The sequence below is a fragment of the Candidatus Krumholzibacteriia bacterium genome (assembly GCA_035268685.1).
In the GTDB taxonomy this organism is placed as follows: domain Bacteria; phylum Krumholzibacteriota; class Krumholzibacteriia; order JAJRXK01; family JAJRXK01; genus JAJRXK01.
Window position 1 is genome coordinate 35,780 of sequence record DATFKK010000078.1, and the last position, 21,851, is coordinate 57,630.

At 67.8% G+C, this 21,851-nt stretch carries 14 protein-coding genes; 10 read left to right on the plus strand and 4 right to left on the minus strand.

Translation table 11 applies throughout. The annotated features are described in order from the left end of the window. Nucleotides 1-32: 32 nt before the first annotated feature. Entirely contained in the window at nt 33-1,886 is a 1,854-nt protein-coding gene (recQ, locus tag VKA86_07735; GenBank protein HKK71093.1) for a DNA helicase RecQ, read from the minus strand. A gap of 233 nt (nt 1,887-2,119) precedes the next feature. Here recQ and VKA86_07740 point away from each other — a divergent pair, with 233 nt between their 5' ends. The 5 genes from VKA86_07740 (at nt 2,120) to VKA86_07760 (ending at nt 7,529) form a co-directional block, all read left to right on the plus strand. Further along, nucleotides 2,120-3,292: an efflux RND transporter periplasmic adaptor subunit gene (locus VKA86_07740; protein ID HKK71094.1), complete on the plus strand. Its 1,173-nt coding sequence runs from the start codon at nt 2,120-2,122 to the stop codon at nt 3,290-3,292. After that, nucleotides 3,289-3,972 carry an ABC transporter ATP-binding protein gene (locus tag VKA86_07745; GenBank protein ID HKK71095.1) on the plus strand — a complete coding sequence of 228 codons (684 nt, stop codon included), beginning with the start codon at nt 3,289-3,291 and terminating at the stop codon, nt 3,970-3,972. Before VKA86_07740 ends, VKA86_07745 begins: the two co-directional genes overlap by 4 nt. Then, entirely contained in the window at nt 3,969-5,171 is a 1,203-nt protein-coding gene (locus VKA86_07750; GenBank protein HKK71096.1) for an ABC transporter permease, read from the plus strand. The genes VKA86_07745 and VKA86_07750 overlap by 4 nt, the downstream gene beginning before the upstream one ends. After that, entirely contained in the window at nt 5,168-6,364 is a 1,197-nt protein-coding gene (locus VKA86_07755) for an ABC transporter permease (protein ID HKK71097.1), read from the plus strand. The genes VKA86_07750 and VKA86_07755 overlap by 4 nt, the downstream gene beginning before the upstream one ends. Nucleotides 6,365-6,440: 76 nt before the next feature. Then, nucleotides 6,441-7,529, plus strand: a complete 1,089-nt coding sequence (locus VKA86_07760) for a hemolysin family protein (protein HKK71098.1) — start codon at nt 6,441-6,443, stop codon at nt 7,527-7,529. A gap of 81 nt (nt 7,530-7,610) precedes the next feature. Here the strand turns inward: VKA86_07760 and VKA86_07765 are convergent, their stop codons facing one another. Continuing rightward, nucleotides 7,611-13,280, minus strand: coding sequence for an Ig-like domain-containing protein (locus VKA86_07765; GenBank protein ID HKK71099.1), 5,670 nt, complete (start codon nt 13,278-13,280; stop codon nt 7,611-7,613). Nucleotides 13,281-13,736: 456 nt separating this feature from the next. Between VKA86_07765 and rfbF the strand changes: the two genes are divergently transcribed. Genes rfbF through VKA86_07790 form a run of 5 tightly spaced genes read left to right on the plus strand, consistent with a single transcriptional unit; the run spans nt 13,737 to nt 19,227 of the window. Continuing rightward, nucleotides 13,737-14,507, plus strand: coding sequence for a glucose-1-phosphate cytidylyltransferase (gene rfbF, locus VKA86_07770; GenBank protein HKK71100.1), 771 nt, complete (start codon nt 13,737-13,739; stop codon nt 14,505-14,507). A gap of 3 nt (nt 14,508-14,510) precedes the next feature. Then, entirely contained in the window at nt 14,511-15,551 is a 1,041-nt protein-coding gene (locus tag VKA86_07775) for an SDR family oxidoreductase (GenBank protein HKK71101.1), read from the plus strand. Nucleotides 15,552-15,575: 24 nt separating this feature from the next. Further along, nucleotides 15,576-16,805, plus strand: a complete 1,230-nt coding sequence (locus VKA86_07780; protein ID HKK71102.1) for a class I SAM-dependent methyltransferase — start codon at nt 15,576-15,578, stop codon at nt 16,803-16,805. Between the two features lie 29 nt (nt 16,806-16,834). Then, complete coding sequence (locus VKA86_07785; GenBank protein ID HKK71103.1) at nt 16,835-18,019, plus strand: class I SAM-dependent methyltransferase; 1,185 nt, start codon at nt 16,835-16,837, stop codon at nt 18,017-18,019. Nucleotides 18,020-18,021: 2 nt separating this feature from the next. Beyond that, entirely contained in the window at nt 18,022-19,227 is a 1,206-nt protein-coding gene (locus VKA86_07790; GenBank protein HKK71104.1) for a class I SAM-dependent methyltransferase, read from the plus strand. A gap of 16 nt (nt 19,228-19,243) precedes the next feature. On the opposite strand, the gene VKA86_07795 is transcribed toward VKA86_07790, so the two are convergent. Both VKA86_07795 and VKA86_07800 read right to left on the minus strand, forming a co-directional pair. Next, nucleotides 19,244-19,789 carry a cohesin domain-containing protein gene (locus VKA86_07795; protein ID HKK71105.1) on the minus strand — a complete coding sequence of 182 codons (546 nt, stop codon included), beginning with the start codon at nt 19,787-19,789 and terminating at the stop codon, nt 19,244-19,246. A gap of 92 nt (nt 19,790-19,881) precedes the next feature. Continuing rightward, nucleotides 19,882-21,851: FlgD immunoglobulin-like domain containing protein (locus tag VKA86_07800; protein ID HKK71106.1), on the minus strand; the 1,970-nt coding region annotated here is incomplete at its 5' end.

Consider the following 21,851-nt stretch of genomic DNA (forward strand, 5'->3'; position numbering starts at 1 on the left):
GCCGTCCGACCTGGCCGGGCGACACGTGAGGCTCAGCTCTCGCCGCCCAGGGCGCGGAGGAACTGATCGCCGTAGCGTTCGAGCTTCTTCGCACCCACACCGTGCAGGGTCCCCAGTTCGTCGAGGTCGGCGGGGCGGTGCCGGGCCATCTCGGCGAGCGTGCGATCGTGGAAGATCACGTAGGCGGGGACGTCCTGTTCATGGGCGATGCGTTGTCGTAGCGCCCGCAGGTGTTCGAACAGTTCGTGGTCGGTGCCCTCGAGTTCGACGGCCGCGGCCGGTTTCGAAGTGCGTCGGGTCTTCCTGGCCGCACCAGGAGTCGTGTGCTCGACCTTCAACTCGACCCTCCGTTCACCGCGCAGGACCTCCCAGCTGCTGTGGGTGAGTTCGAGGACGCCCTTGCCGTCGACGTCCACCCGCAGCAACCCGGCTGCCACGAGCTGACGGGCGACGGACCTCCATCCATGGGAGTCGTTCTCGGGTCCGATCCCGAACGTGCTCAGACGGTCATGGCCGAAGCGCTCCACCTTCTCGGTGCTGCGTCCGAGCAGGACGTCGATCACGTGGACCACGCCGAAGGATTCACCGACGCGGCGCACACAGCTCAACAGTTTCTGCGCGGCTTCGGTCGCGTCGCGGGTCTCGGGCGGCGACTGGCAGTTGTCGCAGCAACGTTCCCGGGGCGACACGTCGGTGGTCGCGTCGTCGAAGTAGCGCAGGAGGCCGGAGCGCCGACAGTCGGGGCTCTCGGCCCAGCCCACGAGCTGCTCGAGTTTACGCCGTTCGGTGAGACGATGCTGGACGGGAGTTCCCGCGTCGTCGGCGACCGATCCGATCATCTGTGAGGCACGAACCACGTCCTGCCAGCCGAACAGCATCCAGCAGTCGGAGGGAGCTCCGTCGCGGCCGGCTCGACCACTCTCCTGGTAATAGGCCTCGAGGGAACGTGGAACGTCGAGATGCACGACGAAGCGGACGTCGGGCTTGTCGATCCCCATGCCGAAGGCGATGGTCGCCACCACGACCACGCCGTCCTCGCGCAGGAAGCGCCGCTGGACCGCCGCGCGATCGGCGGATTCCATGCCGGCGTGGTAGGCATGCGCGTCGACTCCCTCCTGCCGCAACCAGTCCGCGACCTGTTCGCACTTCTTGCGGGTTCCGCAGTACACGATTCCGGCGTCGCCGCGGTGACGCGTCGTGAGCCAGGTGGTCAGCTGCCGGCGGGCATCGATCTTCGGCGTGACCCCGTATTCCAGGTTGGGCCGGTCGAAGCCGGTGACGAAGACGTCGGACGAATCGAGGCCGAGTTGTGCGGCGACGTCGCGGCGTGTCGGGGCGTCGGCAGTGGCGGTGGCGGCCAGGCACGGAACGTCGGGCCACCGTTCGCGCAGTACGGACAGTTCCCGGTACTCGGGGCGGAACTCGTGACCCCACTGGCTGATGCAGTGCGCCTCGTCGATCGCCAACAGCGACCACTCGGTCTGGTCCGCCACTCCCAGGAAGCGCGCGGTGACCGCACGTTCGGGCGCCACGTACAGCAGATCGAGCGCTCCGGCCCGCAGCCGCGCGAGGACCTCGTTCTGCTCCGCCCAGGACTGCGACGAGTTGAGGAAGGCCGCAGGAACCCCCGCCTGCTCCAGAGCGTCGACCTGATCCTGCATCAAGGCGATGAGGGGCGAGATCACCAGTCCGGTGCCGGGTCTGGTGATCGCGGGGATCTGGTAGCACAGGGACTTGCCGCCGCCGGTGGGCATGACCAGCAGGGCGCTGCCGCCGTGTTCGAGGTGGGCGATGGTCTCGGCCTGTGAATTCCGGAAGTCCGAGTAGCCGAAGACGTTGGCGAGGACGGTCCGGGCGTTGGCGGAGACGTCGGGTTCGATCGTCATGCGTTCGTCGATGGAAGCGTCGGTGAGCGGGAGGAGCCGGCGCAGCATGGCGCGCGGCGGTACGCGACGTCAAGAGGGTTGCCCGGAAGCCAGGAGTGGTGGTGCGCGCGTACCGGCCGGGGTCGATCCCGGGATCGCCCGACCCCGACGGTCACACCTTCACCCTTCCTCCCCGAGCGCGGGCGGGCGGATCCTTCCGGGGACGAATTCGTCCCACTGCGGGAAGGGGCGCGATGACTTCGGCTCGTACCAGGCGTTGGCTGCAGCGGCTCGCAGTGGTGGCCGCGATCGTGGTCGCGGTGATCGCCCTGCGTTCCACCGTGTTCCGGGACGATCCGATCGAGGTCGAGGTGTTCGAGTCCGAGAGGGGTCGGGTCGAGTCGACGGTCGTCAATTCACGGGCCGGAACGGTCGAGAGCCGGCTGCGGGCGGGGATGAGCCCCGGGATCTCGGGTCTGGTCGCGGCGATTCCGGTCGAGAAGGGCGGTCGTGTCGAGGCACGCCAGCCCCTGCTGCGTCTGGACGACGCCGAACACCGCGCGAACGTCCTGTTGGCCGAGAGCGCCCTGGAAGCCGCTCGGGCCTCGGCCGAAGAGGCCTGTCTCTCGGCCGAGCAGGCCGGGCGCGACCTCCGACGCACGCGCGATCTCTTCGCCCGCGACCTCGCGTCGGATCAGGAACTCGAGGACGCCCAGACGCGGGCCGGCATCGCGACCATCGAGTGCGAGGCCGCACGCGCACGCGCCCGACGCGAAGAGGCCTCGCTCGAGTCCTCGCAGGCGACACTGGCGAAGACCGTCATGCGCGCTCCGTTCGACGGCGTGGTCCTCGACGTCACCACCGAGGTCGGCGAATGGATCAGCCCGTCGCCACCGGGCGTCATGATCCCCGCGGTGATCGACGTGATCGCGCCCGACTCCCTGTTCGTCAGCGCGCCCATCGACGAGGCCGACGTGGCCGAGGTCCGCTTCGGCCAGCCCTGTCGGATCACGCTCGATGCCTATCGCGATCGGTCCTTCTCCGGCCGGATCACCTACGTGGCCAGCTCGGTGCGCACCGATCGCGAGGAGAGCCGGACACTGCGCGTGGAGGCGGAGTTCCTCGAACAGGACCTCCCCACCAATCTTCTCCCCGGTCTGTCGGCGGACCTCGAGATCATCCTGACCGCCCACGACGACGTGTTGCGGATCCCGACCTACGCCCTCGTGGAGGGCGATCGCGCCCTCGTGGTCGAAGACGGCCGTCTGGTCTCGCACGATCTCGAGATCGGTCTCCGGAACTGGGAGTACGTCGAGGTGGTCGACGGCCTGCAGGAGGGCGACCGGGTGGTCACCTCACTCGACCGTCCGGAGGTGGTGGCCGGAGCACGGGTGACGGTACGGAACACGCCGGACGCGTCGCCGTGATCGAGCTCGACGGCATCGAGCGGGTCTTCGTGGTGGGCGATCAGAGGGTCCACGCGCTCGACGGGGTCGACCTGCACATCGAGGCCGGTGAGTACGTGTCGATCATGGGACCGTCGGGATCCGGCAAGAGCACCCTCCTGAACGTGATCGGGTGCCTGGATCGTCCGACCGCCGGCCAGTACCGCCTCGACGGCCGCCGGGTCGCCGATCTCGACGAGACCGAACTGGCACGACTCCGGCGCGAGACCATCGGCTTCGTGTTCCAGACCTTCCACCTGGTCCCCCGCCTGGACGGGCGGGGGAACGTGGAGCTGCCGCTGCTCTTCGCCGGCGTCGAGCCGAGCGAGCGACGCCGACGCGCCGACGAAGCACTCGCGTCGGTCGACCTGCAGGATCGTGCGCATCACCGTCCCGCCCAGTTGTCCGGAGGACAGCGGCAACGGGTGGCGATCGCCCGGGCGCTGGTCACCCGTCCCCGGGTGATCCTGGCGGACGAGCCCACCGGCAATCTCGACACGCATTCCGGGGCCGAGATCGTCCGTTTGTTGGAGTCGTCGAACGACGAGGGGATGACGCTCGTCGTGGTCTCGCACGATCCGGAGATCGCCGGCCGGGCATCGCGGCGGGTGCGGATCGTCGACGGCAGGATCCGCGACGACGACCGGGAGGTGCGGTCGTGAGGTTGCGCGACCTCGCCGGGTACGCCGGGGGCGGGCTGCGCGGCCATCGTCTTCGTACGCTGCTCACGCTGTTGGGCGTGACCATCGGTGTGGCCGCAGTGGTGATCCTGACGAGTCTGGGAGAGGGTGCGCGTCGCTACGTGGTGGGCGAGTTCGCCTCGCTGGGCTCGAACCTCGTGATCCTCGTCCCGGGCAAGACCGAGACCGAAGGACTGGGGCCCCTGGTGAGCACCGCGGAACACGACCTCACGCTCGACGATGCCGCGGCCGTGCAACGACGCGTGCGCGGAGTCCGGAGCGTGGCGCCGGTCGTGGTCGGAACCGCGCGGGCCGAGTTCCGTGAACGCGGGCGTGACATCACGGTTCTCGGGACCAGCCGTCCCATGCTCGACGTCCGTCAGCTCGAGGTCCGCGTGGGCCGCTATCTGCCGAGCGAGACCACTCGGGGGCCGATCTGTGTGCTCGGTGCGACCGTGGCGCGCGAACTCTTCGTGAACCGCAATCCGCTCGGCGAGAGCATCCGTGTGGGAGGTATGCGCCTGCGTGTGGTGGGCCTGATGGCCCCGCGGGGCCAATCCCTGGGCATGGACCTCGACGAGGTGGTGCACGTTCCGGTCGAGACCGCCATGCACCTCTTCGACCAGTCGAGCCTGTTCCGTGTGGTCGTCGAGGCTCGAAGTGCCGGTGGCGTGGAACGGGTGCAGGAAGACGCCCTGGCCCTGCTCGCCGAGCGCCACGGCACCGAAGACGTCACGGCGATCACGCAGGACGCGGTCCTGTCGACCTTCGATCGCATCCTGGGTGCGCTCACGATCGCCCTGGGGGCCATCGCGGCGATCTCGCTCACGGTGGCCGGCATCGGGATCATGAACGTGATGCTCGTGGCCGTCAGCGAGCGCACCCGTGAGATCGGTCTGCTCAAGGCCCTGGGTGCGACCCGGCGCCAGGTGCTCACCGTGTTCCTGCTCGAGGCGGCGGTGATCTCCGGGAGCGGCGGACTGCTCGGCCTGGGTGTGGGGCTCGCCGCGGCCACCGTCCTGCGCCTCGGCGTGGAGGGTTACCCCGTCCAACCTCCGGTCTGGGCCGTGGTCGCCGCCCTGATCGTCTCGGCCACGGTGGGCGTGGTCTTCGGGCTGGTTCCCGCGCGGCGGGCCATGCGTCTGGATCCCGTCGACGCACTGACGAGGCACCGCGGATGATCCTCGAAGACGGATTCCTCCACGCCGCCCGCGCGGTCCGCATGCACCGGCAACGGTCGTTGCTCACCATGCTGGGCATCACGATCGGAATCGGGTCGGTGATCCTGCTCACCAGTGTCGGCGAGGGTCTGCGGACCTTTCTCGTGAAGGAATTCACCCAGTTCGGCACGAATCTCGTCGCGATCAATCCCGGCAGCGTCGAGACCTCGGGCCTGGCCGGTGCGGTCGGAGTGACGGTGCATCCGTTGACGGTGGACGACGCCGAAGCACTGCAGCGTATCCGCGGAGTGGCCGCCGTCGTTCCCGTGGCCATGGGAACCGCCGCCATCGAGCGCGGCCGCCTGTCGCGGAACGTGTTCGTGTACGGCGTGAACCACGCCGTGCCCGAGGTCTGGAAGATGGACGTCCGCGTGGGCCGCTTTCTTCCCGACACGGGAATGCGCCGAGCGCCACCGGTCTGTGTACTCGGTCCCACCTCGAAGCGAGAGCTCTTCGGCGCCGACAACGCGCTCGGCGAGTTCGTCCGCGTGGCCGGCCGGCGCTTCCGGGTGATCGGAATCCTCGAGAGCAAGGGCGAGTTCGTGGGCATCGACATCGACGACGCCGTCTACGTGCCCGTGTCCCGCGCGCAATCGATGTTCCGGGGCGATGAATTGCAGGAGATCGACCTGTTGCTCCACAGCGTCGATCTCGAGGATCGTGTGCAGGGCGAAGTCACGCGTATCCTGACCGAACGGCACGGTGGCGAGAAGGACTTCACCGTGACCTCGCAGACCAGCATGCTCGAGAGCCTGGACCGCATCATGGACATCGTCGGCCTGGCCGTGGGCGCGATCGCAGGAATCAGTCTGCTCGTGGGATCGATCGGCATCCTGACCATGATGTGGATCTCGGTGAACGAGCGCACCGCCGAGATCGGTCTGGCCAAGGCCCTCGGAGCCACACCGCGTCAGATCCTGGGTCTCTTCCTGGCCGAAGCCGCCATCCTGTCGACCAGTGGCGGTGTCCTGGGTCTGGTCTCCGGACTGGGGATCGCCGCACTGCTGGACCTGGCCGGACTGCCCATGCACACGCCCGTGGTGTTCGTGGTGCTCGCCCTGGTGGTGTCGATCTCGGTGGGACTGCTCAGCGGGATCCTCCCCGCCCGGCGGGCCGCGCGCCTCGACCCGGTCGAAGCCCTGGGGGTCGACTGACACCTGCTCGACGCGCGGGGGAGGGCGCGCTAACGTTGGGAGGTGTCGGAACGTCGACCGTTTCCCCGGGGATCCGATGACCCTACTCGTCGTCTATGTCGCGCTCGCGCTCGCGGTGTCCTTCCTGTGTTCGATCCTCGAGGCCGTGCTGCTCAGCCTGACGCCGTCGTACATCTCGTTGCTGCGCAAGCAGAGGCCGCGCGTGGGGCGTATGCTCGAGTCGTACAAGAACGACATCGACCGCCCCTTGTCGGCGATCCTGTCGCTGAACACGATCGCCCACACCGTCGGCGCGACCGGAGCCGGTGCGCAGGCGGTGCGTGTGTTCGGAGAGGCGTGGGTGGGCGTGATCTCGGCCGTGCTCACGTTGCTGATCCTGGTGCTGTCGGAGATCGTGCCCAAGACCCTGGGGGCCACCTACTGGCGCGCCCTCGCTCCCTCGGTGGCCTACACGCTGCGGGCGCTCGTGGTGTCGATGGCTCCGCTGGTCTGGATGTCCCAGGGAATCACCCGTCTGCTCTCTCGAGATCGGTCCGTGACCGCCGTGAGTCGAGAGGAACTGGCCGCGTTGGCCGAGAGCGGCTGGCGTGAAGGCGTGTTCGAGGCCAGCGAGTCGCACATCCTGCAGAGCCTGATGCGGGCAGCCCCCCTGCGAGCGCGGGACGTGATGACGCCCCGGGTGGTGGTGAGCACTCTTCCCGAGTCCAGGACGGTGGGCGAGGTCGCGATCGACGCGGCCCAGTTGCGATTCTCGCGGATTCCCGTGCACGCGGACCACCGTGAGGACATCACGGGCTACGTCCGCAAGGACGAGCTGCTCATCGCCAAGTTCCACGGCGAGGATCAGCGTACCCTGCGCTCGATGCGACGCTCGATCCTGGTCGTGCCCGAGTCCCTTCCACTGGTCGATCTGTTCGAGCAGCTCCTCGCCGGGAGCGAGGTGGTCGCCCAGGTGATCGACGAGCACGGCGGCCTGGCCGGACTGGTCACCATGGAGGACGTGGTCGAGACCTTTCTCGGGCTGGAGATCGTCGACGAACTCGACTCGGTCGAGGACATGCGGGCCCTGGCCCAGCTGCGATGGAAGCGTCGGGCGCGTGAGTTGGGGTTGATCGAGGACGATACCGGTGATGCGGGCGCTCCGGGCGACGGATCGGGCGGATAGCTGACACGCCCCCCACGCAACCGAAAGGCCCAACCATCGTCCGATGGCTGGGCCTCTCTACTCGGACCGAAAGTCCGCAGACTACTTCACGAGGGTCATCTTGCGTACATCGGTGAAGCCGGGCGCATCGAGACGGAACAGGTACACTCCACTGGCGACCCGACGGCCGGTGTCATCGGTGCCCGGCCAGGTCACCGTATGCGACCCGAAGGGTAGTTCGCCATCGACCAGCCGGCGTACCTCGCGTCCGCGCAGGTCGTAGATCACCAGCCGCACCCGGCTGTCTCGGGGCAGGTCGAAGGCGATCGTCGTCGACGGGTTGAAGGGGTTCGGCCAGTTCTGGTCGAGTGCGAAGCGCACGGGAACCACGGTCAGGGCCTGCTCGGGGAGCACGGTACTCGATCCACCGTCCACCGCGAGTTCGCCCTCCAGCATCACGGCCTCGGTCAGATCCCGGGTGTCGAGACTGAGTGTCACCGGCCTGGCTCCATCGGCAACAGCGGGTGCGGCCAGCGCCACCCGGACCTGATCGCCCTCGGCGTGCCAGCGCGACACGCCTGCAGTGCCCGTGGTCACGGTCACGTCGCGGACGATCCGAGCCAGCCCTGGCGCTTCGAGTTGCAGCACGAGCGATCGGAGCCCCTCGCCCGCGATGTCCTCGATGTCCAGACTCAGATCGAGACGGCCGTCCGGTCCGGGGCTGGCCTTCCAGCTCGCGGACGATGGGGCCGAGCGTTCGAAGCGGGGATCGGACCGGTCGATCCGGCCCGTGACGGCCAGCTCGCTGATCAACGCGGCATCCTGGGCATCGAGCTCTCCGGACCCGTTCAGGTCGCCGAGTGCGCTCGGCACGCCCCCGAGCGAAGCCGCGCCGACCAGCTGGTCCAGCACCAGGGCTGCGTCGGCGATCTCGAGGTCACCGTTGCGATCGACGTCGCCCGCCAGCGTCGCTGCGGGAGCCAGCGGGGTGACGACGACGTCACCGAAGGTGGCGTCGACGTTGTGGGCCAACAGACCGACACCCCCGGCCCGCAGCGCGAACTCGCTGGTCTGGACCACTTCCCAGCTCCAGTCGACCGGCTCGGTCTCGCCCTCGGCCCAGATCTTGAAGCTGTAGACGGTCACGCCGTCACCGTCCGGAGCGTCGGGCAGCGTTTCGCAGCGCATTCGCATCCAGCTGGTCTGGCCGGGCTCGACGGCCATCTGTCCGAAGTCGAGGGTCGGGGCCAGCGGAGATCCGAACTCGAGGATCTCTTCCTCGCCCGTTTCCCTGGCGAGCCCGTGATCGATCATCTGGTCCCTGTCCCCACGATAGAACTGCAGGGTGGGTCGTTGGGTGGGACCGTCCTCCCAGCGGAGCCAGCCGATGGCGCCGAAGGGCTGGTATCCCCACTTGGGCTGGGCGTCCGGCCAGTTGCGGTGCCCGCCCACGACGTGGCCCGTGAATCGCATGAGGAATCCCAACCCCGAGGGACCCGACACGGACGAACCGTCTTCGACCGAGTGCAGGGTGATGGGGGTGAGAATCTCGTAGTCCTGCCACGACTCCTCGCCGATGAGGAAGATCCGATCATAGCCGACGCGCTGGGTCCGCAGGCCGATTCCGTCCTGGAACCACTGGCCGTCGACGTACTGCCCGACGTCCTGGGGATCGGTCACGCCGCCCCAGTCCACCGAGTAGGGCAGCGGTGACGAGCCCGTCTGGAGGTCCACGTTCACCGTCACCGTGGTCACGTTCCCCAGATCGTTCTCGGCGCGCAACTCGACCGTGTTCGGACCGGATTGGAGACGGCTGATCGCGATGTCGGCGTTGAAGTCGCCGGTGGCGGCCAGGCGCCGGCTGTCGCCGAACCCGTCGGCCCCGGCTCCCCAATTGAGCGTATCGGGTGGCGCACTGTTCAGGCTGTAGGTGAGCGAAACGAGGTCGTCGATCGGACTCACGTTGCCCATGACGTTGAAGTCGGGCTGGGCAGGGCCGAGGTGCCCCACACGCTGGTCGAGGCCGTGCCATACGACGAGCGAAGGAGCATCGGGCGGCGCCATCTGGAAGGTGTCGTCCGGAGTGGAGCCGGAGTTGCCGAGGGTGTCGGTGGCCGTGATGCTGAAGTTGTAGACGGTACCCGCGCCACCGAGTCCCGTGATCTCGAAGGTGTGCTCGGTGCTCACGGTGGGCGACGCCAACTGCTGGCCGTAGCTCGGGTCCGGTCCGTAATCGATGACTGCCGTCGACGGCTCGTCGGTCACGCAGGTGACCGTGGCCGTGCCGGCGGTCGGATCGGTCGCGATCTGGACGTCGCCGATCTGCGGGGCGACGGTGTCGACCACGTTCTCGTCCTCGGGGACGATCGGGGCGGCGGTGTCGAAGAAGTAGTCGACGACGGTTTCGTAGGCAGGCGGACTCGTGCCGGCGTTCGCGACGTAGACCCCCGCCAGGCTCGGAGTCAGGCTGCTGCTGAAGCTGAACAACGAGTTCCAGATCTCTCCGTCGGCCGACTGCAGGCACTCCCAGTCCGTACCCTGCCGACGCAGGCGCAACCAGATCACTCCGGTGCCTCCGACCACTGCGGTGTCGCCACGAATGTCCGGCGTGTCCGCGTCGAAGGTGGCGGCGAGCACGCGGAGCTCCGACCCGTCACTGTAGTTGTCGAAGCGGATGTAGTTTCCGGGCGATTCCTCGACCAGGATCCCCTGGATCTGGAAGGCGTCGGTGGGGAGGGACTCGAACTTCACTTCGATCTCGAAGTCCGTGTCCGACGCGGACTGCACCACGCGTAGCGACTCGTTGCCGTTCGTCCACAGGTCGTGTGCGACTCCGCCAGGGATCGACAGCTCGAGGCGTCCAGATGCCTGGACCACGGTTCCGTCACCGAGGGGGTCGATCGTCGTCCAGAGGTCGGTGTCCAACGCGCCATCGCTGAAGTCGTCGGACACGAGCGGAGACGGGGTGATCGTGTCTCCGGGTGCCGTGAAGAACTGCCCGACGGGCGTCTGCTTCCCGTTGCCGGCCTCGTCGGTCGCGGTGATCTGCCAGAAGTAGGTGGTGTCGGGCAGGAGATCGCTCAATTGCACGGCGTGGCCGGTCTGCAGGGTCGGACTGACGACGCTGCCCAGTTCCAGCGTGGACGTGAGGCCGTAGGCCACCTCCCCGGTCGTCGCTTCGTCGGTCGACCACGAGACGTCGGCCGCGGTGCTGTCGGTGACGACGGCGAAATCGGTGATCACCGGCGGCGTGGTGTCCTGGAAGATACCGTCGTCTTCCGGGTCGATCGGGGCGGCCGTGTCGAAGAAGTAGTCGACCACGGCCGTGTGGGCCGGTGCGCCCGGTCCGGAGTTCGCCGCATAGACTCCGGCGAGAGTCGGCGTCACGGACAGATCGAAGGTGCCCACCGAGACGAAGGTCGTGCCGTCGACCGAGTAGCTCAGTGTATGGGATGCGTCCACGCGGCGGATCCGGAGCCAGATCGTGTCGGTCACGCCGCTGACCGGAGTGTCGAGCAACACGCTCGGGACGTCGTCGGCGAAGCTCGCCGCGTACAAACGGACTTCGGTGCCGTCGCTGTAGGCGTCGAAGCGCAAGTAGGTTCCCGTGGCCTGTTCCAGGAGGATTCCCTGGATCTGGAAGGCCTCGGTGGGAATCGACTCGAACTTCGTCTCGACCTCGAACGAGTTCCCCGTGACCGGTTGCACCACCCGCAGCGACTCGTTGCCGTTCACCCACAGATCGTGTTCGACGCCTCCGGGCACCGACAGCTCGAGGAGTCCGCCGCTCTGCGTGACGGTACCGTCGCCGAGCGGATCGACCACGGTCCACAGTGTCGTGTCGAGCCCGGCGCTGCTGAAGTCGTCGGACACCAGGACGGCGGGCAGGCTGTCCAGCGGTGGCGTCGTGAACGACGAGACCGGCGACTGCGCAACGTTGCCGGGCTCGTCGGTCGCGGTGATCTGCCAGAAGTACTCCGTGTCGGGCTGCAGACCGACGAAGTCGACCGCGTGGTCGAGTCTCAACAGCGGACTCGACAGCGTTCCCAGCTCGAGGCCGCTCGTCCGGCCGTAGGCGACCTCGCCGGTGGTCGGCTCGTCGGTCGACCACGAGAAGGCCACGGCGTCACTGGTCGGTGTGGCCGTCTCCCCGCTGATGACCGGAGGCGTGGTGTCGACCTGCAGGTCGCCGTCCTCGGGGTCGATGGGGGTAGCGGTGTCGAAGAAGTAGTCGACGGCTGCCGTGTACTCGGGGGCATTGCTGCCCGCGTTGCCCGCGTACACGCCGGCCAGCGCGGGTTCGACCGCCACCGGATAGGTCCCGACAGCCGTGAAGGACTGGCCGTCGACCGAGTACTCGAAGGTGTAGTCCGGGCCTGTTCGGGTCAGTCGCAGCCACACGGTGTCCAGTCCCGCGGGCAGCACGATGTTCTGCAGGACCGTGGGCAGGTCGTTCCGCATGTGCGCCAGGAAGAGCCGCAGGTTGACTCCGTTGTGGTAGGTGTCGAAGCGGAGGTAGTTGCCCGGCGACTCCTCGGCCAGGATTCCCTGGACCTGGTAGGCCATCGTCGGCACCGATTCGAACTTCGCCTCGACCTGGAAGTCGGCCGTGGGATCCGGTACCGGCTGCACGGCGCGGAGGGCTTCGTTGCCGCTCAACCAGAGGTCGTGGGCGCTCCCCCCCGGAACCGTCAGACGCAGACGCCCGCCGGTCTGGACGGCAGAGCCGTCACCCAGGGGGTCGACCACGGTCCACACGGCGGAGTCCAGGACTGCCGCGCTGAAATCGTCGGACACGAGCAGGCCGCCGGGAGGGTCGACGGCCGTCACCGTGACCGGGGCGCTCGTGGTGGAGTCCCCGGCGTCGTCGACGGCCCGCGCGGTGATCTCGTAGGTGGCGGGAGCCGCGGGCGTCCACGTGGTCTCCCAGGGGGACGCGGTATCGGTCCCGACCAAGGATCCGTCGACGAGGAAGTCCACCGAGCTCACCGTGCCGTCGGAGTCCGACGCGTCGGCGGCGAGGACGACCGGGTCGCCGGTCGTGATCTGCGAGCCGTCGACCGGAACGGTCACCGTTGCGACCGGAGGGTCGTTGAGCAGGCTGCCGTCCTCGGGGACGATCGGCGCCGTGGTGTCGAAGAAGTAGTCGACGATGCCGACGAAGGCGGGGCCGGGATCGGCGTTGGCCACGTACACGCCGCCGTGCTCCACCGGAATCCGATACCGGAACTCGAAGGCCGGGGTCCAGTCCGAGCCGTTCTGCGAATGGGAGAGCTCCCACCGGTCGCCGGCCCGACGCATCCGCAGCCACAGTTCCGGACTCGTCGTTCGGATCGTCGCGTTGCCGCGCGCAGTCGACGCGAAGGCGTCGATGCTCGCCGCCACGATCCGCAGATCCGATCCATCGTGGTAGTAGTCGAATCGGAGGTAGTCGTCGGGGCCGGCCTGCACGAAGATGCCCTGGGTCTGGCCGGCCTCGCTGGGGACCGATTCGAACTTCGTCTCGAGTTCGAAATCGGAATCGTCGATGCGCTGCACCAGGCGCAGGGCCCCGTTGCCGTCGCTCCAGAGATCGCGCGGCGCCCCCGCGGGCACCGACAGGATGAGCTGGCCGTCGACCTGGTCGACGCTGCCACCACCGATGGGATCGACCACGGTCCACAATCCGTCGTCCAGCTCCGCGGCACTGAAGTCGTCGGACCGCTGTGCCGATGCGGGAGTGTGCTGGAACACGAGCCCTGCCGTGAGCAGGGCGAAGATGACTGTACGCATGGTGCTCGTTCCTGAAGAGGTCGGGGCGTGACCAGTTCGTGGACCGCTTTGATTATACCCGGTCGCGGCCCGACTAGCCAACCCACCCGGACCGTCTTTTCGGGCGTTTCGGGCCGGTTTCGCGGCCGATTCCGCCCCTCGATGGACCACACCGGGGAGCGAGCGGATCGCCTCCGGACACGCCGGACGCACTGTGCAACGACGATCCCCAGGGGAAACACGCGACGCTTTCCCAGCGAACAGGATCCAGGGAGCCGTGGACGGCCCGGAATGCGGTGTCCGGAGGCCGGCTCCCCGTGGTTCCCCGGCGGGTCTCGCGGTTCCCCACCTCGTCTTTCGCCCTTCGCGGAGCCTGTGCTACGATCAATCCGCGCTCACCGATTCCCGATCTCCGGAAACCCGTATCCCAGCCGTCGAGCCGCGCCCAGGTCCCGTCGAGCTCAGGAGCAGAACGAAATGAGAGTGGCGATCCTCGCCGGAGGCAAAGGTACTCGTCTCGCGGAAGAGACGACCGTGCGTCCGAAACCCATGGTCGAGATCGGCGGGCGGCCGATCCTGTGGCACATCATGAAGCACTACTCACACTACGGGTACAACGAGTTCGTCATCGCGCTCGGGTACCACGGCGAGTACATCAAGCGCTGGATGCGCGACTACTGTTCGTTGGCCGGTCACATGACGGTCAAGACCAACACCGGGGACGTCCTCACCGTGCAGGACGACCGGCCGGAGTGGACGGTCCACCTGGTGGAGACCGGCATGGAGACGCAGACCGGAGGACGCATCAAACGACTCAAACCCTGGTTGCCCGACGAGCGCTTCATGCTTACCTGGGGCGACGGCCTGTCCGACGTGGACCTCGGCCGTCTCCTGGCCTTCCACGAAGGGCACGGCCGGCACGCCACCATGACCTCGGTCCGGCCGCCCGCCCGGTACGGACACCTGCAGTTCGAGGGCGACCGGGTCGTACGCTTCACCGAGAAGCCCCAGACCGCCGAGGGCTGGATCAACGGCGCCTTCTTCGTACTCCAACGCGAGGTCTTCGACTACATCGACGGCGACAGCACCCAGTGGGAGAAGGAGCCCATGGAACGCCTGGCCGACGAGGGACACCTCATGGCCTACAAGCACACCTCCTTCTGGCAGTGCATGGACACGCTGCGAGAGAAGCACATCCTGACCCAGCTGTGGGACTCGGGAGACGCACCCTGGAAGAGTTGGGAGTAAGACATGCGCGTTCTCGTCACCGGACACCTCGGATACATCGGAACGGTCCTCACACCGATGCTCCTGGAGCGGGGCTACGACGTGGTCGGCCTCGACAGCGACCTGTTCCGCGAATGCACGTTCGGCGGCGAGATCGCCGACGTGCCGAATCTGGGCTGCGACGTCCGCGACGTCGAGGCCGAACAATTGAAGGGCTTCGACGCGATCCTGCACCTGGCCGGTCTGTCGAACGATCCGCTGGGTGACTACGATCCCGATCTGACCTACGAGATCAACCACCGTGCTTCGGTGCGCCTGGCGAAATTGGCCAAGGAGGCCGGCGTGCGTCGCTTCGTCTTCGCCAGCTCGTGCAGCAATTACGGGGGCGCGGGCGACGACTTCCTCGACGAGTCGGCGCACTTCAATCCCGTCACCCCCTACGGCGAGTCGAAGGTCATGGTCGAGCGTGACGTCACGCCGCTGGCCGACGACACCTTCAGCCCGACCTTCCTCCGCGCCTCGACCGCCTTCGGTCTGTCGCCGCGGATCCGTTTCGACCTCGTGGTGAACAATCTCACGGCTTGGGCTTTCACCACCGGCAAGGTCATGCTCAAGAGCGACGGCACGCCGTGGCGTCCGGTGGTGCACGTGTCCGACATCGCGCGGGCCTACATCGCGGTGATCGAGACCGACCTCGAGCTCGTGCACGGCAAGGCCTTCAACGTGGGCCTGACCACCGAGAACTACCAGATCCGCGAGCTCGCCGAGATCGTGGGCCAGGTCGTTCCCGACTGCCAGGTCGCCTTCGCCGACGGTGCCGGCCCCGACAAACGGAACTACCGGGTCGACTGCAACCTGATCGCCCGTACGCTGCACGCCTACAAGCCGCAATGGACGGCCTGGCGGGGGACCGAGCAACTGTACCTGGCGTACCAGCAGTACGGGCTGGAGCTCGACGAGTTCGAGGGCAAGCGCTTCAAGCGCATCGACCACGTCAAGAGCCTGATCGACAGCGGAAAGCTCGACGGCAAGTTGCGCTGGCGTTCGCCGGCCGTCACCGGTTGACCCCTTCCCACAGGAGCTCGTGCAATGGCTTCAGCCACGCACACCTGTCGTTCGTGCGGCAGTGCCTCGTTGGACTCGATCCTCGATCTGGGCGTGACGCCGCTGGCCGACGGCATGCGACGCGACGACCAGCTCTCGAAGCCCGAGCCGACCTTTCCGCTCGAGGTCGTGTTCTGCCACGACTGCTCGTTGATGCAGATCGACGAGACGGTCGACCCCGAGCTGCTGTTCGCGGCCGACTACCCCTACTTCTCGTCGTTCAGCCGTTACCTGCTCGAGCACTCGAAGAAGAACGTCGAGGAACTGATCGAGGCGCGCGGTCTCGGAGCCGGCAGTTTCGTGATCGAGCTGGCGAGCAACGACGGCTATCTGCTGAAGAACTACGTCGACCACGGGATCCCCGTGCTCGGGATCGATCCCGTGGAGGGTGTGGCCAAGGCCGCCGAGAAGATCGGCGTGCCCACGCGCGTGGCGTTCTTCGGGGCGACCGTCGGCCGTGAGCTGGCCGAAGAGGGCAAGCGGGCCGACGTCGTGCACGCCAACAACGTGCTGGCCCACGTGGCCGACACCAACGGTTTCGTGGCCGGCCTGCACCACATCCTGAAGGACGACGGCGTCGGCGTGATCGAGTTCCCCTACGTGCGCGACCTGATCGACCACGTGGAGTTCGACACGATCTACCACGAGCACCTGTGCTACTTCTCGGTCACCGCGGTCGACAAGCTGCTGCGGCGCCACGACCTGTACCTGAACGACGTCAAGTGGCTGCCCATCCACGGCGGCTCACTGCGGCTGTTCGTGCAGCGTTTCGAGGACGTGGGCGACAACGTGAAGCGCATGCTCGCCGAGGAGAAGGAACACGGCGTCGACCGTCTGGAGTACTACCGCGACTTCTCCGAGCGTGTGCAGTACCTGCGCGAGTCGCTGCTCGGGCTGCTGAAGGCGCTGAAGGCCGGCGGGAAGACCATCGCGGCCTACGGAGCGGCGGCGAAGGGCAGCACGCTGATCAACTACGTGGGCATCGGTCCCGACCTCATCGACTGGGTCTGCGATCGCAACGTCCACAAGCAGGGGCTGTACATGCCCGGCCAGGACGTCCCGATCGTGTCTCCCGACGCCATCCGCGAGAAGAAGCCGGACTACCTGTTGTTGCTCCCCTGGAACCTCGAGACCGAGATCGTGGCCCAGGAGAAGGAGTTCCGCGACGCCGGGGGCCGCTTCATCATTCCCGTGCCGGCGCCGCGCATCGTCTGACCGACCCGAATCGCGAGGAATCGAATTCCATGGCCGAGACCACGACCTGCCCGAACTGCGGCACGCCGGGATTCCGGACCTTCCACCGGGCCTCCGGGGTGCCGACCAACAGCTGCATCCTGCTCGAGACGCGAGAAGAAGCCCTCGAGTATCCGCGGGGCGACATCGACCTGTGCTACTGCCCGACCTGCCACTTCATCGGCAATGCGGCCTTCGACGAGAAACTGACCGAGTACTCGGGGCGCTACGAGGAGACCCAGGGCTTCTCGGGAACCTTCCAGCGCTTCCACCGCGAGATGAGCGACGAGCTGCAGACCCGCTTCGAGCTGCGCGGCAAGGACGTCCTGGAGATCGGCTGCGGCAAGGGCGAGTTCCTGCTCATGCTGTGCGAGGACGGCGAGACCCGCGGCGTCGGCTTCGATCCCGCCTACCGGCCCGACCGGCACGCGCCCGAGCCCGGGCAGAACGTGGAGTTCGTGCGCGACTTCTACTCGGAGAAGTACTCCGACGTGAAGGCCGACTTCGTGTGCTGCAAGATGACGCTCGAGCACATCCAGCCCACGGCCCAGTTCGTGGGCACGGTTCGTCGCGCGGTCGGCGAGCGTGACGCCGACATCTTCTTCATGATCCCCGAGACGCTGCGCATTCTCGAGGACTGTGCCTTCGAGGACGTGTACTACGAGCACGTCTCGTACTTCACCCCGCCCTCGCTGCACCACCTGTTCCGTGAGCAGGGCTTCACGGTGCTCGAGCTCGGCAACGAGTACGACGGGCAGTACCTGACGATCTCGGCGACCACCCGGAGCAACGGCGCCGAGCCGGCTCCGGCGCCGGACGCCTCGGCGCTGCCGGGACTGGTCGAGGGCTTCGAGAGCGCCTTCGAACGCAAGGTGGGCTTCTGGCGCGACCGCCTGGCCGCCCTGCGGGCCGATGGCAAGCGCGCGGTCATCTGGGGCTCGGGCTCGAAGGGCGTGTCGTTCCTGACCACGCTCGGCCTGGGCACCGACGACGTCTACGGCGCCATCGACATCAACCCGCACCGCCACGGCTACTACATGCCGACGACCGGGCACCGGATCTACGGGCCGGCGGACCTGCCCGGGATCGATCCGGACTGCGTGATCGTCATGAACGCCATCTACCGCGACGAGATCGCCGCGGACATGGAGAAGCACGGCGTGTCCGCCGAGATCCTCACCCTGGAAGACGCCTGAGCATGACCCACGACGATCTCCGCTGCTTGGCCTGCGGGAGCGGCGCCTGCGAGGTCTTCCTCGAGCTCGACGCCGTGCCCGTGTTCTGCAACGTGCTGCACGAGACGGCCGCCTCGGCCCGCGAGGCCGCCCGCGGCGGCATGGTCCTGGCCATCTGCCGCGACTGCGGCCACGTGTTCAACGCCACCTTCGATCCCGAGAAGGTGGTCTACGGCGGCGAGTACGAGAACTCCCTGCACTTCTCGCCGCGATTCCAGGAGTACGCCGACGGGCTGGCCGACGAGCTGGCCGCGGACTACGCCCTGCAGGGCGAGCACGTGGTCGAGATCGCCAGCGGCCAGGGCGACTTCCTGCGCATGGTCTGCGAACGGGCCGGCGCCCGCGGGACCGGCTTCGATCCGAGCTACGATGCGGCCTCCGATCCGCATGCTGGCGAGAACGGCGCGATCCGCGTGGTCGCCGAGCCCTTCGACGAGACCCGCCTGGCGCAGCTCCATGCCGAAGGCGTCGAGCCCGCGTTGATCCTGTGCCGGCAGGCACTGGAGCACTTCGAACGGCCCGCGGCCTTCCTCGAGCAGCTCGGCAGCGTTCTGCCCGACGACCGCCGGCAGCCGGTGTTCTTCGAGGTCCCGAACTCGCTGTACAGCCTGCAGCAGGGCGGGATCTGGGACTTCATCTACGAGCACGTGTCGTACTTCTGTGCCCCGTCGCTGGCGGCGTGCTTCCGGCGCGCCGGGTTCGACGTCGGCGAGACCCGCCCGCGCTTCGGCGATCAGTTCCTGTCGGTGGCCGCCACCTGGCCGGGCGACGGCGACGAGTCCTCCGCCCCCGATCGTGATGCCGTGGCCGAGATCGTGGCATCGGCCCGGGCCCTCGGCGACGAGGTCCGCGAGCGCACGCACACCTGGCGCGAGCGTCTCGATCAGCTGCGGGCGAGCGGCCGCACGGCCGTGGTCTGGGGTGCCGGCTCGAAGGGCGTGACCTTCCTGAACCTGATCGGGGCCGAGAGCGATCTCGTGCGGGTGGTCGACATCAACCCCCGCAAGCGCGGCATGCACGTGGCCGGGGTGGGCACGACGATCGAGCACCCCGACGCGCTGCGCGGTTCGGATCCGGCGATGGTCGTGATCATGAACCCGCTGTACACCGAGGAGATCGGTGGACAGTTGCGCGAGCTCGGCGTCGACTGCGAGGTCGTCGGCGTCTAACCGGCCGTCACGACGCTCAGCGCATCTGCGCCTTCAGTGCACTCCAGCTCTGGGTTTCGTTCGACACCGGGCAGCTCACCAGGATCTGCCCGTCGTCCCACGAGGCACCGATCCCCTGGTTCTCGCTGTCGCGCAGCGTGGCGGCAACGCCCAGCAGTGGGCTGATCCCGTCGGTGGACTTGCCCTCGAAGCGAATCCGGGCCACCGCGCCGGGGCCGTCCACGGAACATCCCAGACCGGCGATGTCGATCTGGAGGACTCCCGGCGGCGTCGGGTCGGTGTAGAGGAAGGGGTCGCACGGGGCGTCGACGAACAGCTGGCCGGGGAACACGTCGACCAGGTCGAGCAGCGTGGGATCGTAGGTGAACTTCAGTGTGAGCCCCCGCAGGTCGGCGGCGCCGGCGTCGACGTAAATCTCCACGTCGAGCTGCTCGTCGCACTGGATTTCGCCGCTGTCGGGGACGAAGGACAGGACCGTCGCGGCCCGGGCCGAAACCGGCAGCAGAGTGAGCACGATCACGAGGGCGAACGCGGTCCGGTGCAGGGTGGTCTTCCAGGCCAAGGCGGTCTCCGCGAGCAAGGGGTGCGAGGATGGGGCCCGTGCCCCCGAGCGGATCGGGGACACGGGCCGTGGATCTCCGTCGTCGACGAAGTCTACTTCACGAGCATCAGTCGACGCGACTCGGTCACGTCGGGAGCGCTCATCCGCAGCAGGTAGGTGCCCGAGGCCACGGTCCGGCCACCGTCGTCGGTGCCGTTCCACTGGATCTCGTGCTCACCCGCGGTCAACGGAGCGTCGACCAGGGTGCGCACCAGGCGACCCTTGAGGTCGAAGATCTGCACGCTCACGTGACCCCGGTCGGCCAGCGCGAAGCGGACCTTCGTGCTGGGGTTGAACGGGTTCGGCACGTTCGACCGCAGGACGCTGCGCGACAGCATGGCCGGAGTGCCCGAGGCCTCCTGGACCAGCGTGCCGCTCAGGCTGACCTCTTCGTTGGTGGCGCTGCGCGCGTCCACCGAATCGAAGCGCAGATCCGTGGGGCCCTCGGCCTTCACGCGGAAGCGCAGGTGGGCCAGCGTGCCCTCGCCGGCGATGCCCGTGTCGGCCACGCCCATCATGGCCGCGTCGATCACGCCCGCCGTGGGCGAGAAGACCGGCATGGCGCGGTTCTGGGCCGAGGCGATGTCGCCCGGTGCCCAGCCGACGTACTCGAGCACGTCGGAGTTCCAGCCGAGCTCCACGGTCAGACCCTGCACGCTGCCGTCACCCGACAGACGCAGCGGCACGCGGATCTCGTCACCGGCGGTCAGCTCCGTCGGCTCCACGAGTTCCAGCGTGTTCGCGGCGGCCAGCTGGGCCGGAGCGAGCTTGCTCACCTGGTTGAAGTTGATGGCGAACAGGATCAGATCCTCGAACTGGATCTGGTTGTCCGTGGTCGGACGCGCGTCCACCGAGAAGTCGGTCGTGGGACCGACGTCGGCCTCGGCGTCGTAGTTCGCATCCCCGTCGAAGGTCCCGTAGGCATCACCGAGATCGGAGATGTCGCCGGTGAACACGATGTTGTTGCCCGTACCCGGGGCGACGTCGCCGAGGTGGTAGCTCAGCGTGCCGTCGGTCCGGCCGCTGACGGCGCTCTCGTAGCACTCGTCCTCGGCGAAGGCCACGTAGTACCAGAAGTCCCGGGCACCCGGCTCGTCGCTGTACGACGTGGCCGTCGGAGCCAGCGGCGAGCCACTGACCTCGGTCCAGCCGTTGGTCAGCGCATCGCTGATGCTGGTCGGAGCCGTCGGCGCGGCACCACCCAGGTCGTCGTACTCGGGATAGTTGCCGAAGCCCTTGCGGAAGACGCGCACGGCCGTCAGGTCGGGGTCGCCCGGCAGGGTCCAGCTGAGGTCGATGGCCGTGGTGTTCGGCGGGGTGTTCCCCGTCTTCTGCTGCACGGCCGCCAGATCGGTGATCGCGCCCGGAGCGGTGACGTCGATGTCGATCGTCGCGCCCGGACCCGGCAGCAGCGGCAGCGGCGCGTTGTCGCAGTCACGCAGGGTAACGCCGACGATGTCGATCGTGCCCTGCTGGTCGCTGGTCAGACCCGACACGAAGGTCACCGGGATGGTGAAGACCTCGCCGCCGACGGTGGACCCGCAGGGCTCACCGAGGATGGCGGTGTCGAAGGTGTAGGTGCTGTCGTTGACGGTGATCAGCGGGAGCGCCTGCACGTTGCCGAAGCCGTCGTAGAAGGTGCCGGCGCCCGAGGACACGGCCGGCGTGCCGCACAGCTCGAGATTCGAGCTCAGCTCGAAGGTCACGCTGACGCCGCGGGCGGCGCTGGTGTCGAGCCGCGTGAGGCTGACCGGGATGTCCAGGCAGTTGTCGCAGTCGTTCAGCTCACCCGGGGCCGGACCGGCCGAGGCGAAGTTGGTGAGGCCGGTGCAAGCACCGCCCGCACTCACCAGCCAGGGACCGAAGTCGACGTCGCCCTCGACGGCGGATCCGGTTCCGGCCGGATTGAGCGTGGCCTCGAACGGACCGTTGATGTCGCCGTACCAGTTGCAACTGGCGTCGACGGTGAGGTAGTCCACGTTCGTCTCGATACCGATGTCGTTGCTGGATAGATCGTTCTGGT

What these genes read in the sequence shown, in the direction of transcription:
- recQ (HKK71093.1), bottom strand. Translation starts at nt 1,886, where the DNA reads ATGACGATCGAACCCGACGTCTCCGCCAACGCCCGGACCGTCCTCGCC.
- VKA86_07740 (HKK71094.1), top strand. Translation starts at nt 2,120, where the DNA reads ATGACTTCGGCTCGTACCAGGCGTTGGCTGCAGCGGCTCGCAGTGGTG.
- VKA86_07755 (HKK71097.1), top strand. Translation starts at nt 5,168, where the DNA reads ATGATCCTCGAAGACGGATTCCTCCACGCCGCCCGCGCGGTCCGCATG.
- VKA86_07760 (HKK71098.1), top strand. Translation starts at nt 6,441, where the DNA reads ATGACCCTACTCGTCGTCTATGTCGCGCTCGCGCTCGCGGTGTCCTTC.
- VKA86_07765 (HKK71099.1), bottom strand. Translation starts at nt 13,280, where the DNA reads ATGCGTACAGTCATCTTCGCCCTGCTCACGGCAGGGCTCGTGTTCCAG.
- rfbF (HKK71100.1), top strand. Translation starts at nt 13,737, where the DNA reads ATGAGAGTGGCGATCCTCGCCGGAGGCAAAGGTACTCGTCTCGCGGAA.
- VKA86_07775 (HKK71101.1), top strand. Translation starts at nt 14,511, where the DNA reads ATGCGCGTTCTCGTCACCGGACACCTCGGATACATCGGAACGGTCCTC.
- VKA86_07780 (HKK71102.1), top strand. Translation starts at nt 15,576, where the DNA reads ATGGCTTCAGCCACGCACACCTGTCGTTCGTGCGGCAGTGCCTCGTTG.
- VKA86_07785 (HKK71103.1), top strand. Translation starts at nt 16,835, where the DNA reads ATGGCCGAGACCACGACCTGCCCGAACTGCGGCACGCCGGGATTCCGG.
- VKA86_07790 (HKK71104.1), top strand. Translation starts at nt 18,022, where the DNA reads ATGACCCACGACGATCTCCGCTGCTTGGCCTGCGGGAGCGGCGCCTGC.